This is a genomic window from Candidatus Hakubella thermalkaliphila, from assembly GCF_013281975.1.
GTDB lineage: Bacteria > Actinomycetota > Humimicrobiia > Hakubellales > Hakubellaceae > Hakubella > Hakubella thermalkaliphila.
This window is the reverse complement of record NZ_BLRZ01000001.1, coordinates 24,285-37,095: the sequence shown is the minus strand read 5'-3', so window position 1 is coordinate 37,095 and position 12,811 is coordinate 24,285. Positions and strand designations below refer to the sequence as shown.

General features: G+C 49.2%; 11 protein-coding genes and 1 tRNA gene. 10 read left to right on the top strand and 2 right to left on the bottom strand.

Going from position 1 to position 12,811, the window contains the following annotated elements; all coding sequences use genetic code 11:
• Positions 1–52: 52 nt before the first annotated feature.
• The 3 genes from HW443_RS00220 (at position 53) to HW443_RS00210 (ending at position 3,415) form a co-directional block, all read left to right on the top strand.
• A complete protein-coding gene (locus tag HW443_RS00220) occupies positions 53–1,210 on the top strand; it encodes a Gfo/Idh/MocA family protein (RefSeq protein ID WP_176231133.1) in 1,158 nt (385 codons plus the stop codon).
• Positions 1,211–1,264: 54 nt separating this feature from the next.
• The gene (locus HW443_RS00215; protein ID WP_176231132.1) at positions 1,265–2,167 is read left to right on the top strand and encodes a sugar phosphate isomerase/epimerase family protein; all 903 of its coding nucleotides are present in this window, start codon (positions 1,265–1,267) and stop codon (positions 2,165–2,167) included.
• Between the two features lie 81 nt (positions 2,168–2,248).
• Positions 2,249–3,415: a Gfo/Idh/MocA family protein gene (locus HW443_RS00210; protein ID WP_176231131.1), complete on the top strand. Its 1,167-nt coding sequence runs from the start codon at positions 2,249–2,251 to the stop codon at positions 3,413–3,415.
• Here the strand turns inward: HW443_RS00210 and HW443_RS00205 are convergent.
• Positions 3,324–4,277: an ATP-binding protein gene (locus tag HW443_RS00205; RefSeq protein WP_176231130.1), complete on the bottom strand. Its 954-nt coding sequence runs from the start codon at positions 4,275–4,277 to the stop codon at positions 3,324–3,326. The two genes, HW443_RS00210 and HW443_RS00205, sit on opposite strands and share 92 nt — an antisense overlap.
• 265 nt (positions 4,278–4,542) lie before the next feature.
• On the opposite strand from HW443_RS00205, the gene HW443_RS00200 reads away from it, so the two are divergent.
• The 4 genes from HW443_RS00200 to HW443_RS00185 all read left to right on the top strand — a co-directional run bounded on the left by HW443_RS00200 (position 4,543) and on the right by HW443_RS00185 (position 8,987).
• On the top strand, positions 4,543–4,872 hold the full coding sequence (locus tag HW443_RS00200; RefSeq protein WP_176231129.1) for a DUF5667 domain-containing protein: 330 nt from the start codon (positions 4,543–4,545) through the stop codon (positions 4,870–4,872).
• Positions 4,873–4,907: 35 nt separating this feature from the next.
• Positions 4,908–5,993, top strand: coding sequence for a 2-oxoacid:acceptor oxidoreductase family protein (locus tag HW443_RS00195; protein WP_176231128.1), 1,086 nt, complete (start codon positions 4,908–4,910; stop codon positions 5,991–5,993).
• Positions 5,994–6,293: 300 nt separating this feature from the next.
• Positions 6,294–8,579 carry a thiamine pyrophosphate-dependent enzyme gene (locus tag HW443_RS00190; protein ID WP_176235210.1) on the top strand — a complete coding sequence of 762 codons (2,286 nt, stop codon included), beginning with the start codon at positions 6,294–6,296 and terminating at the stop codon, positions 8,577–8,579.
• A 332-nt stretch (positions 8,580–8,911) separates the two neighbouring features.
• Positions 8,912–8,987: transfer RNA gene (locus HW443_RS00185), tRNA-Ala, on the top strand.
• Between the two features lie 44 nt (positions 8,988–9,031).
• Here the strand turns inward: HW443_RS00185 and hpnA are convergent.
• Positions 9,032–10,027, bottom strand: coding sequence for a hopanoid-associated sugar epimerase (hpnA, locus tag HW443_RS00180; protein WP_176235208.1), 996 nt, complete (start codon positions 10,025–10,027; stop codon positions 9,032–9,034).
• A gap of 251 nt (positions 10,028–10,278) precedes the next feature.
• On the opposite strand from hpnA, the gene HW443_RS00175 reads away from it, so the two are divergent.
• The 3 genes from HW443_RS00175 (at position 10,279) to HW443_RS00165 (ending at position 12,811) form a co-directional block, all read left to right on the top strand.
• On the top strand, positions 10,279–10,653 hold the full coding sequence (locus HW443_RS00175; protein WP_176231703.1) for a cyclophilin-like fold protein: 375 nt from the start codon (positions 10,279–10,281) through the stop codon (positions 10,651–10,653).
• 160 nt (positions 10,654–10,813) lie between these two features.
• Positions 10,814–12,103 carry an efflux RND transporter periplasmic adaptor subunit gene (locus tag HW443_RS00170; protein ID WP_176235207.1) on the top strand — a complete coding sequence of 430 codons (1,290 nt, stop codon included), beginning with the start codon at positions 10,814–10,816 and terminating at the stop codon, positions 12,101–12,103.
• Between the two features lie 3 nt (positions 12,104–12,106).
• Positions 12,107–12,811, top strand: coding sequence for an ABC transporter ATP-binding protein (locus tag HW443_RS00165; protein ID WP_176231705.1), 705 nt, complete (start codon positions 12,107–12,109; stop codon positions 12,809–12,811).

The following is a 12,811-nucleotide window of genomic DNA, read 5'->3' as shown; positions in this document are numbered from 1 at the left end:
GACTCCCTATTGCACTTTCTCATATTAAAGAGTGATTGGCGGAGGTGCGAAGGTGAAGAAATTAAAAGCTGGGATAATTGGAATCGGTTTTGTTGGCGTGGCCCATATTGAAGCCATTCGGCGGGCGGGATTTGCAGAGATTGCCGGCATTGCTGGCCGAGACTATGACAAAACAACTAAGCAATCTGAAAGGCTTGGGATAACCAGGGTTTACCACTCCTGGCAAGAAATGGTCAGCGATCCCAACCTAGACATAATTCATAACTGTACCCCCAACCATCTTCATTTCCAAATAAACAAGGCGGCTATCCAGGCTGGCAAGCCTATTTTTTCCGAAAAGCCGCTGGCCATGGACTCCCGGGAGTCTAGAAAACTGGTCGGACTGGCCAAAGAAAAGGGTGTGGCCAATGCCGTAAACTATAACTATCGCGGCTTTCCCCTGGTCCAGCAGGCCAGGTACCTTGTACAAAGTGGTTACCTGGGAGACATAAGGCTGGTTCATGGTTCCTATCTTCAGGACTGGCTGATGTATCCGGAAGACTATAACTGGAGACTAGAGACACCTCTGGGCGGAAAATCGCGGGCCTTTGCTGATATTGGGACACACTGGTGTGACCTGGTTCAGTACCTAACTGGTCTCAAGATAAGCGAGGTCTTGGCCGACATAAAAACCATTATCCCAGAAAGGTCAAGACCTAAGACATCAGTAGAGACCTTCAGCAGGTCCCCTGATTCAACAAATCAACTTGAGAAATACAGGGTTGAAACCGAGGATTACTGCGCCCTCCTTTTGGCATTGGAGAACGGAGTAAGGGGTTCATGCGTCATATCCCAGGTAAGCCCAGGAAGAAAGAATCGGCTTTACTTGGAAATAGATGGTAGCAAGAGATCGGTGGTCTGGGACCAGGAAAATCCAAACTGTCTATGGATAGGCGGCCGCGATGGGGCCAATATGGAACTTATGAAGGATCCCTCTTTGCTATGCCAGGAGGCAAAAAGATATGCTGACTATCCAGGTGGACACAATGAGGGCTGGCCAGATGGACTTAAGAATATTGTTAGAAACTTTTATGGCTTCGTCCGGGATGGAAAAGACCCCCTGCAAAATGTTCCTGATTTTCCCACCTTTGAGGATGGTCATCTTGAGATGAAAATAATCGATGCCGTGCTTGATAGCAGCCAAAGGGGGAGATGGGTAAGGGTCAAATGAATATTCAAATGGTCTGGTTTCGGATAGAACTTCTTAACTGAACAGGAGGAGCGCATGAAGATAGGATTCATGACCGCTTGCATGCCGGAAATCAAACTAGAGGAATTGGTGCCCTGGGCCAGCGAAAATGGTTTCGATAGGCTTGAGGTAGCCTGCTGGCCAGACGAGCCAGCAGACAGGGCATTCGGTGGCGTACATCACATCAAGATGGAGGACTTTGACTCCACTAGGGCAGAGGCAATCAGAGCACTGTTTCAGAAGCATGCTCTTGAGATATCAGCCCTGGCCTATTATCCAAATAACCTGGACCCAGACCTGGGCAACCGGAAAAAGTACCATAACCATCTCCGAAAGGTCATCGATGCTGCCAGCATGCTGGGGGTTGACCTTGTAGGTACTTTCATAGGAGGTGACAAGTACAAGTCAATCCAACAAAATCTGGCAGAATTTGAGAAAGTATTTCCGGAAATAGTCGATTATGCTGAAAGAAGAAAAGTAAAACTCATGATCGAGAACTGCCCCATGTTTGATTTCTGGGCCACTGGTTATAACGTCGCTTTCTCTCCTGTGGTGTGGAAAAAAATGTTCGAGATTATACCCAGCCAGAATTTCGGGCTAAATTACGATCCGTCCCACTTTATATTCCTGGGCATTGATTACCTTAGGCCCCTAAAAGAGTTTGCCGACCGGATTTTTCACGTCCATGCCAAGGATGCCGAGGTTTTTGAGGATGTTCTCAAGCAGGCAGGAATCCACGGTGAGGGATGGTGGCGCTACAGAATGTCGGGCTCTGGTGAGGTCAACTGGAAGAAATTTGTCGATATGCTCTACGAAATAGGTTTCAACGGGACCATCAGCATCGAACATGAGGATCCCACCTGGTGGGGAACCGAGGAAAAAGTGAAAACTGGCCTGGTCATGGGGCAGAAATACCTGCGCGGGTTACTTCTTGATTAGAATGGGCAAAATCAGTTTGGTGCCAATTACTCCTATTTTTGGCTAAGAATCAAATTCTGGCTTAGAAAGGACTCTGGCAGAATGGCCGATAAACTACGTGTTGGAATAGTAGGTGCAGGTGGTATTGCCCAAGGGGCTCACCTTCCTGCCGTCAAAAAAGTAGAGAGGGCTGAACCTATAGCTCTGTGTGATCTTGATTCCAACAAAGCAGAAAGGGTGGCCCGGGAGAACAACATACCCTATTTCTTCCAAGATTACCAGGATATGTTTGAAAAAGTGGAGATGGACGCAGTCATTATCTGTCTTCCCACCTATCTTCACCTTCCGGCTACAAAAATGGCTCTGGAAGCAGAGCTTCATGTGCTATGCGAGAAACCTCTGGCCATGAACGCCCTGGAGGCCCTGGAGATGGTGGAGCTGGCCCGAAGGGCCAAAAAGATATTGATGGTAGCCCTCAATGAGCGCTTCCAATCCTACAGCCAGGTGCTCAAAAAACTTATAGAGAACCAGGAGCTGGGAGATATCTACTATGCCAAGATGGGATGGTTGAGGAGACAGGGAGTTCCAGGGGGCTGGTTTTCTGAAAAAGAGAAAGCGGGAGGAGGTCCTCTTATTGATCTGGGAGTTCACCTTCTGGATCTGGCCTGGTGGTTGATGGGTAATCCCAAGCCCATGAGTGTTATTGGCTCCACCAACATGGCTCATCCCGCCTCTTATATTTCGGACTCCGACATTTTGGACAATGAAAATAAGCCCCTGGCCAACAATCTGGACTCCAGCAGAAATGTCTCTGACAGAGAGATGCCCAAGGCATGGGGGGTAGAGGATCTGGCTGTAGCCTTGGTGAAGTTTGAGAGGGGACAGACCCTCTTTCTGGAAACAAGCTGGACCCTTCATTGCCGAGACGAAATTATGTACGGGGAGATTTTCGGCACTCAGGGAGGAGCCAGGATCGGACCTGTTGAGTTCTGCAAGATGATTTCCAAGCCAGCATCCATGGAAATTTACAAAAATATGCAAGGCATTCCTGTAAATATCACTCCTGTGCTGGAGGACGTTAACTCCTATGATGCTGAAGTAAAGCACTTCATTGACTGCATTATCCAGGGGCGGGAGCCCACTACTCCCGCGGAGCAAGCGATAGAAGTGATGAGGATTATTGATGCCATCTACAAGTCGGCGCAGACTGGCCAGATGGTGAGGATTGGAAATGGTAGGGGACGACCGGATTCTTTTCGATGTAGATGACGAAGCCAAAGTGATTGAAATCTTTGAATACTTGCAACTTAGGACTGGAGCCACGCCGACGCACAGCCTGTCCTGAAAATTTACCAAGGCCTGTAACAAAGCCAGCTCCACTCAACAACTCCAAATAGTGAGCAAGCGTGGTTGTACTCCCCGCTTCTTGCAATTGCCCCAACATTTTCTGATAGGAAAGAACTTGTCCGGAATATTCGCATCCCAGATAAAAAAGCCTGCGAAGAAGAGCCGGTTTGTCAACTCGGGTCATTAATAAAATATCCCGAGATATTGTTGTTTCAATGAGAGAATCCTGAATGTAGCGCACCCAGCGTTCTGGCTCCCTAATCAATGGAGCAGCTCCAGGATACCCGCCATAAAAGATATAAGTATCCAGATCCCATCCAAAATAATCTTGGTACTCTGAAAAAGACCAGTGGCCGGCCCTGATAAGCTCAAATCCCCCCGCCAAACTTTCGGTAAGGCCCTTTTGTATGAGAAGCTGCGAGGAACCCAACAAAATAACCCTCAAGGGAAGATTATTAAAAGTGTCCTCGTCCCACAGTCGTTTTACTACCTCGGACCAGTCTGAAACCTTTTGGATTTCGTCAAAAACCAAAACTGCGGCTTTATTTTCCTTGGCCTTCAAGCGACCAATCTCCCATTGCTCTTCCAACCAGACTTCGTTCCTCAAAGTTGGCTGATGGGCGGATGCATAATGAGAAGGCAAATCTATTTCTTTGAGAACCTGCTTGATCGCAGTGGTCTTACCAACTTGGCGGGGCCCGTAAAGAACTTGAATGAACCGACGTGATTCAAGGATCCTTTCAATCAGTCTTCGATTTATATCTCGATCGTACAATTTAGCCATGTTAATGACCTTTTAAAAATTTTACTCAATATATTGAGTAATATATCAATAATCCAGGTCGATTGTCAGCACGTCGAATATTGTCCTCTAGTCAGGCTAACATTCCAATGTTTGAGACCTCTGAAGTAGTCCTCCTTTGCCTTTCGGGTTTGTAAATCCATAAAATTCTCAGAGTCCTGCGTGCATTTTTGCCTCACTCAACGTTATTCATTATAGAAAGACCTATTCGGCAAACCATACTTTAGGGGAAGAGAAAGGAGAGAATATGAAAAGCAAAATTTTAGTTTACTTGACCATAGCCTTCCTCTTGCTGTGGTCAATTCCGGTGCAGGCTTTCGCACAGGATTCGGTCCAGGAGGCACTGCCAGAGCCGGGAATCACACCCCAAAGCATCCTCTACTTTCTGAATGTTTTGATTGAAGAGATTCGGCTTTTTTTGGCCTCAAATCCTGTAGACAAGGCGCGGCTGAGTCTTGAGTTTGCTCAGGAGAAGGCTGCAGAAGTTGAGCTGCTCCTGAAGACAGCCTCAGATACAGAGACATGCCCCTCCTTGACCGTACAGCGGAAGGTAGCGTACTATCAGGAACATGGATAAGTTTAGCAGGCTACCGAATAGGAGGTAGGTGGCATATGGTTGAATCCGCAAAGTTGCCTTATACCAATGAGCTGGGTTTCTATGAAATGCGCTTTGAATCCATCGGAGGACTGGGTGCCAACCTGGCTGGCCAGATTCTGGCGGAGGCTATGGTACTGGGCCAGGGTCTAAATGGGGCCAGTTTCTCCTCCTATGGCTCGGAGAAAAAGGGATCTCCCATAAAGTCTTTTGTGCGTCTGTGCGCGGCTGATCGGGAGGTACGTACCAGCAGTCCAGTAGAAAGACCCCATCTTTTGGCCATCTTCCATGAGGCTCTGACTGGGTTGGACGGGACTACTGAAGGGCTGACTTCGGAGAGCACTGTGGTTGTGAATACTACCCGAACTCCGGCTGAGATGCGGGATATTTTGCAGTTGCCATCGGGAAGAATAGGGGTTGTTGATGCTCTGGGTATTGCTGTTCAGGAGAAGACGCGTCTTAATACGGCCATGCTGGGAGCTATCACCCAGGCCGCCGGGTTTATTGACCGTGAAGTTGTACGTAAAACTATTGCTGACGCTCTCAGTCAGAGGTATCCGAGTCTGGTAGAACCCAATCTCAGAACTTTTGACCGTGGTTATCATGAGCTGGTGTTGGAAGATTTTGCCCCTGATGGAAAATACGATTGGATTCCTTTTACCCGCTTTGTCCCTGCTCTGGGCTATGCTAACGTTCCTCTGGGGGGCACAATCATCAATCCGGGAAACACCATTCTTAAAGACTTGAGTCCCTCCCGTCAAGGCTTTGTCCCTCTTTTTCATCGGGATGAGTGTATTGATTGCGGCAAATGTGAGATGACCTGCCCCGACTATTGTTTTGTGTGGGAGGAAGGGGTAGACAAAAGAGGTCGGCCAGCTATGGTTCTCCAGGGTATTGATTACCAACATTGTAAAGGATGTCTCAAGTGCGTGGAGATTTGCCCGGTGGAGGCTCTTACTATGGAGCGGGAGGAACCAGAGCTGGTGCGAAGAACCAGCATAGAGCTTGTGGGCCCACCAGAGGCCCTGGTGGCCATGGAGAGATCTAAGTTCCATCTTTACGGTGAGCCGGAGAGCCCGGGGTATTGGGATAAGATAAGTTGATGGTGTAGACAGTCGAGTTGGGAAGGTTCTCTACTACATAGAAAAAACTTTTTTAATCAAAGGGCGACATCATGGGTCCCAGAGTAACAATACGAGAGTAACAACACCGGAGTAACAATAACATTTAATAAAACATTTCCCATCCTCCGCGGGTGATGTGCCCCTAAACAGTAACAATTTGATAACAATAATAAGGAAAGTAAATTTGTGTCCATCTCACGAGAAGACAAACAATCTGGAAGTTTTCTATTAAGAGAGTAGGTGGAGAATAGCATGCGAGCACAGACAACGATCCCCACAATGGAAGAGCAGGAAGAAGAACGAGCAATAGAGTTAGTCCAGAAGGTAGATTTCAAAAAGGGTAACGAGATGGCAGCTATTGCGGCCAGGCAGATCAACTACCATCTCATGGGATATTTTCCCATCACCCCTTCTACCGAGATTGCCGAAGAGGTGGATGAGATGTATGCGGACGGCGAGCACCAGATCAGAATGGTTCCCGCTGACGGTGAGCACGGAGCGGCAGGCATCTGCTATGGGGCCACTCTGGGAGGAGGAAGAGTACTCAATGCCACCAGCGCTCAAGGCCTTCTTTATGCCATGGAACAGTTGCCAGTACAGTCAGGAACGCGCTTTCCCATGGTTCTTAATGTGGTTACTCGCTCAGTGAGTGGACCACTGGACATCAGGGGGGACCATTCCGATATTATGATGGCCCTGAATACGGGATGGATCATCCTTTTAGCCCGGGATCCTCAGGTCGTCTATGATATGAACATCATTGCGGTTCGCCTGGGCGAGCATCCGGAGGTGCGTCTGCCGGTCATAGTGGCCAGTGATGGTTTCTTTACCAGCCACCAGAAAAGACGGGTCCGTTACTTCCAGGAGGCCCGAGTAGTCCAGGAATTCGTCGGACTCTACTGGACACCCATTCATGCCCTGGATCCCCACAAGCCCGTCACTATCGGGCCCTACATGAATGATCCTGACCTTATTAACAATAAATACCAGCTTAAGCAGGCCATGGATGCTGCTGAACGGGTGCTCCCTCAGATATTCCAGGAGTACGGAGATTTGAGTGGACGATATTATCCTCTGGTGGAGCAGTACTGCATGGAGGATGCGGAGGTGGCCCTCTTCATCCTGAACTCTGCAGCCGAGACGGCCAAAGACGCTGTAGATAAGCTTCGAGCCGAAGGCTATAAAGTGGGGATCATCAGCCCCAATGTGATAAGACCTTTTCCGGCCGAGGAGATCCGAAAAGCTCTGGAAAGAGTCAAAGCAGTGCTTATCGCCGATCGGGCCGACTCCTACGGTGCCCATGGCGGCAACATGGCCTTAGAAGTGAAAGCAGCTCTCAAAGACGATCCTCAAAGTCGAACCCTATGTCTGGCCCGGGTTTATGGGCTGGGCGGAAAGGACTTCTATACTGAGGATGCTGAGGAACTTCTTCGCCAGGCCCTGCAGGCTGCCCAAACCGGGCAGGTGGAAATTCCTTTTGATTATCATGGTGCTAATCCAGGCCATCCAGACCCGAAGCTGGAACCACTCCAACCCCCTATTTCCCGGGAGAACTCCACTCTTGGTTTGACCAAAGTGGAGGTGGATGAGGCTACGGGCAGGCCAAAAGTGAGGGTGGGCACTCCCCGCCAGTTGACAGCCATGCCCAAACGCATTGCACCCGGTCATGGAGCCTGTCCTGGCTGTGGTATCTTTCCCACGCTGAACCAGTTCTTGAAAGGTATTGAAGGCCCTGTAGTGTTGCCTTTTCAGACTGGTTGTGGGATGGTAGTTACTACCGCCTATCCCTACAGTGCCCATCGGGTAACCTACATACATAACCTCTTTCAGAATGGGGCTGCCACCCTCTCCGGTCTGGTGGAGATGTATCGGGAGCGCAGACGTCGAGGAGAGCTCCCTATAGAAGAAGAGCTAACCTTTATTATGATTAGCGGAGACGGGGGTATGGATATTGGCATGGGTCCAGTCATTGGGACGGCCCTCAGGGGTCACCCCATGATCATCCTGGAATACGATAACCAGGGCTACATGAATACCGGGAACCAGCTTAGTTATGCCACTCCTCTCGGCCACGCCACTTCCACCAGCCACGTGGGTCCAGCCGAGGTAGGCAAGAGCTTCCAGCACAAGGATACAGCTCAGATCATGGCTGCCACCCATATTCCCTATGTCTTTACCAGTGTGGAAGGAATGGGTACAGATTTAGTAAGAAAGGGAGCCAAAGCTCAGTGGTATGTGAGAAATGGCGGGTTCGTTTACGGTAAGGTATTGAGTGTCTGTCCCCTTTCCTGGCGCTATGAGGAGCGGCTGGGGACCGAAGTTGTCCAGGCTGCAGTAGATTGTTGCTTCTTCCCTATCTATGAAGTAGAGCGGGGTATCACCACCATTAATTATGACCCCGAAGAAAGAGGTAAGCGCATACCAGCAGCCGAGTGGTTGAAGATGATGGGCAAAACCAGACACCTGACCAGACCAGAGCACGCCGACATTCTGGCCGCTTTTGAAGCTGAGGTGGAGCGGCGCTGGCGCCGCCTGAAGGCCATGCACGAACATCCGCTACTGTAGATTTGAGAAAACTCCTCTGCCAGTTGGCAAACTGAGATGGGTTGGGACCGTTGGCTAAGGTAAGAGTAGATAGAGAACCTGGTCTCGTCGCCCAAGGCTTTGCTTGTTTCAAAGATTTTGTCGCTTAATTTCACTGCTATTCTCATTAGAGAGTCTTTTTGTATTGTACAGAAGAGTCAGAGTATAGTAAAGAGACGGTTAGCAACATAAAAACAGTGCAAATGATTTATATTTCATGTGGTATCTCCCGTCCGGTAGTTTGAGGTAATTTTTCAGATAGGTGCTGTGTGGTATAATTTCATTGCTTTCAAAATCTTAGGGTAACCCCCGGTGGGGATATAGCTCAGCTGGCAGAGCGCCTGGATCGCACCCAGGAGGTCGCCGGTTCGAATCCGGCTATCTCCACCAAACCTCTCAAATGTCCCTCCGGGGAAAATTGCACGAAGTTTCTATTAGACGTGGACATATCCATTTTCCCTGAACCACCTGACAGCTTTTTCCAGAGATAGCTCTAGAGAGGTTTGGGGGAGTCCCAGTTCTCTTATCGCTTTAGAGCAGTCAAAATAGATATACTTGCTGATGATCTGAACCCGGGCTACGGTAAGGGGAGGGGGTTTTCTAGTAATCTTGCTGGAGAGTTCCAGGAGAGAAGCAGCAGCAAGAGCCAGAGGATAAGGTATTCTCACCTTCGGAGCTGATACTTTGGATATTCTTTCTAATAAGAGAAAGAACTCTTTCATGGAGATATTTTTATTTCCCAGTATGTACCTTTCCCCTATCCTTCCTTTGTGAAAAGCAAGAATATGTCCCTTGGCCACATCTTCTACATCTACAAGGTTGAAGCCTCCATCAAGATAGCCAGGAAGTTTGCCGTTGAGGAAATCCACGATGGATTTTCCGGTGGGAGTAGGTCTTATGTCTCCTGGGCCAACTGGACCCGTGGGGTTGACCATCACAACAGGAAGACCTTTCTCTGCCATTTTCAGGCATAATTGCTCTGCCACGTATTTAGATTTCATATAATGGTCTTTGATGTGCCAGCAGTTAAATTCGGTCTCTTCATTGGCCAAAGTCCCTTTCTGAGGTATGCCTAGAGCTCTGATGCTGCTGGTGTAAACGACTTTTTCAACACCCTCTTCCAAAGCTGCATCCAGTATGTTTTGGGTACCCCGGACATTGACATCGTAAAATATCCGGCTATCCCGAGCCCAAAGAGCATTGTGGGCGGCTGCCTGATAGAGTCCTCTACAGCCCCTGAGAGCCTTTTTCAGGGATTCCTTGTCTCTTAGATCTCCAAAGGTTACCTCCAGGCCATCCAGCCTCTGGATAGTGCTTATGTTACTCTCCTTTCGGACCAGTGCTCTTATTTCATACTTTCCATCTTTTGTTAACTCTCTGGCCAGGACTCCGCCCACAAAGCCGGTAGCACCGGTTATCAGGACTTTCATTTGGGTTGCACCTCTTCTCCAGGTGGTTTGTCCCCTGAATTATAGCACAGGGATGGTTAAAATTACTGTTGTCATGCTATAGCCCAGGTCTGGTATAATCTGAACCAAATGCAGGTTCTTTTGTTCTTTCCAGCGTATGCCAAGGAAAACATGGAGTTGATAGGCCGGCTACGAGAGGAAGAAGTAGAATGGAGGAGGAGCATGCTCTGGAGTTCTTCGAAGAAAGAGTTTAATCTAGAGAGGGGGGAATAATGCCAAAAAAGATAAGAATCAGAGCTGGCAATGTAGAAGCTGAGGCGCTCCTCAACGACTCCAGGACAGCTCAAGCCATCTGGGATGCTCTACCCATAGAGGGAAGCGGAAGCAAATGGGGAGAGGAAATCTACTTCCCTATCCCGGTGCAGGCGGAGCTGGAAGACGGACAGGAGGAGGTGGAAGTAGGGACTCTGGGTTATTGGCCACCGGGATCAGCTCTATGTATCTTCTTTGGCCCGACTCCTGTCAGCCAAAGTGATCAGCCGCGGGCAGCCAGTCCGGTAACTCTGGTGGGAGAAGTCTCGGGAGATGCTAAGATCTTCCAAGAAGTATCTTCGGGAACTAAGATTATAGTGGAAAAAGCAGAGTAGGTCCGTTTTTCAAAAGGACCAGTTTTCACGACCCTGACCCTCTGTCGTGACAGCCGTTGCTAAAATAACCTGTCCTAATTTTGATAGCATATCTTTTGCTCGACACCAGCGCCCCCGAGATATAATAGCCTGGATCGTAGCGACTGAAGGGAGAAGAAGGATGCTCAGCGTGATGAAAAGGAGAGGCAAGTTTTCCTGGCTGTATTTGTTCCCGGCAATTCCTCTAAGTCTGGTCTTTACACTTACTGCCTGTGGTCTGATTACAGGAACAGTGGAGCTAGACCAGGAGACTGTGGAGGTGAAGAGAGGAGATCTGGGCACAAGCATATCTCTGCTGGGTCAGATTTTCCCCAGGCAGGAGGTCTCTTTGGGATATTCTGGTTCGGGCGTGGTCAAAGAAATCTATGTTTCAGTGGGAGACCGGGTGAATAAAGGTGATCTTTTGGTGGAGCTAGATGATGAAGAGCTGGTAGCAGGTCTGGACAAAGCTAAAGCCAGCGCCGCCAGCGCCGAGGCTGCGGTAGAGAAGGCCATGACCGAGTATGAAAAAGCTCTGGACAACAACCATGTGGTCATCCAGCGGGCCGATCTGGCTTACCAGATGGCCCAAAAGGACGTGGAGCAGGCCTGGACCGGTGTGGAAGATGCCAGTCGGTACCTCAGGAAGTTAAAGGAGCAGGGAATGTCCAAGGCAGAGATAGCTGCCGCCATTCAGCGAGTGCATGAGGCCAGAGCGGTTTATGAAGATGCTGAGCTTCGACTGAAGGATACCTATTGGGATACACTTAAACAGAAGGAGGAAGCGGCTGCCCAGATAGAAGCAGCGAGAGCAAACCTCGATGATGCCCAGGCCCAACTGGATCTGGCCCAGGCCTCGGTGAGGGAGACCGAGTACGCTCTGGCTGAGACCAAGCTATTTGCTCCCTTTAGCGGTATTGTGGCCCGGGTCGACTTCAAGCTCTCCGCCAGGGTCAACACTCAGGATCTGATAGTTATCACTGATCTTAGCGAGCTTCATCTGGAGGCTGACGTAGATGAGATAGATGTGGTAAATCTTAAAGAAGGACAGAAAGTAGAAATAAAGCTAGATGCTTATCCCGACCTGCCTCTGCCTGGCAAGATTACCTTTGTTGCTCCTACTCCTACCGAGTCAGAGGGCATCATTACCTATCTGGTCAGGTTCAGCATCGAGGATGACCAAGGGGCGGTGATTAAACCAGGTATGTCTGCAACTATCGATATGGTCATAGAAGGTGTGAAAGATGCCCTTTATCTCCCCAACCAGGCCATAAAAGAGGTAGATGGCCAGAAAATAGTCACCGTCAGGGGAAAAGGTGGGAGGACCGAAGAAGTCACTATCGAGACTGGCTACATCACCTCAGAGTTCACCGAGATCAAATCCGGGCTTCAGGAGGGCGATATAGTGGTGATTCCCAGGGAGTCCAAGTAAGCTATGGGAGAACAGGACAACCAGGTTTTGATTGAACTCAGAGACATCTGCAGAGACTTCCAGATGGGAAGTGCAGTGGTCCATGCTCTGAGGAATGTCAATCTGAATATCAAAAAGGGAGAGTATATTTCTTTGATTGGACCCTCCGGTTCCGGAAAGTCAACCCTCCTCAATCTGATCGGAGGTCTTATCCGACCCACTTCCGGCCAGATCATAGTGGAAGGAATAGATATTTCCACCCTCTCGGATAGAGAGATGGCTGTCTACAGACAGAAGAAAGTAGGATTTATATTCCAGTCTTTCAACCTCATTCCCACACTGACCGCTCTGCAAAATGTAGAATTTCCTTTGATATTTGCGGGGATTCCTCCTCGGGAGCGCCTGGCGAAGGCCACAGAAGCTCTGAAGATTGTAGGTCTAGAAGAACGCATGGGGCACAATCCCACCGAACTCAGCGGAGGAGAGACACAGCGAGTCTCCATTGCCCGAGCCCTGGTGGCTGGCCCTGAGATCCTGCTGGCTGATGAGCCCACGGGCAGTCTGGACAGCGAGACAGGTAAGGAGATAATGACTTTTATTCAGAAGATTAATAGAGATATGGGGCAGACTTTGATTGTAGTCACCCACGACCGATATATCTCTGATTATGCCCAAAGAAGAGCACATCTTCTGGATGGACAGATCGAGCGAATCGAGGAGGTAAGATAA

Coding starts and splice junctions, on each gene's coding strand:
- HW443_RS00215 (WP_176231132.1), top strand. CDS start 1,265: ATGAAGATAGGATTCATGACCGCTTGCATGCCGGAAATCAAACTAGAG.
- HW443_RS00210 (WP_176231131.1), top strand. CDS start 2,249: ATGGCCGATAAACTACGTGTTGGAATAGTAGGTGCAGGTGGTATTGCC.
- HW443_RS00205 (WP_176231130.1), bottom strand. CDS start 4,277: ATGGCTAAATTGTACGATCGAGATATAAATCGAAGACTGATTGAAAGG.
- HW443_RS00200 (WP_176231129.1), top strand. CDS start 4,543: ATGAAAAGCAAAATTTTAGTTTACTTGACCATAGCCTTCCTCTTGCTG.
- HW443_RS00195 (WP_176231128.1), top strand. CDS start 4,908: ATGGTTGAATCCGCAAAGTTGCCTTATACCAATGAGCTGGGTTTCTAT.
- HW443_RS00190 (WP_176235210.1), top strand. CDS start 6,294: ATGGAAGAGCAGGAAGAAGAACGAGCAATAGAGTTAGTCCAGAAGGTA.
- hpnA (WP_176235208.1), bottom strand. CDS start 10,027: ATGAAAGTCCTGATAACCGGTGCTACCGGCTTTGTGGGCGGAGTCCTG.
- HW443_RS00175 (WP_176231703.1), top strand. CDS start 10,279: ATGCCAAAAAAGATAAGAATCAGAGCTGGCAATGTAGAAGCTGAGGCG.
- HW443_RS00170 (WP_176235207.1), top strand. CDS start 10,814: ATGCTCAGCGTGATGAAAAGGAGAGGCAAGTTTTCCTGGCTGTATTTG.
- HW443_RS00165 (WP_176231705.1), top strand. CDS start 12,107: ATGGGAGAACAGGACAACCAGGTTTTGATTGAACTCAGAGACATCTGC.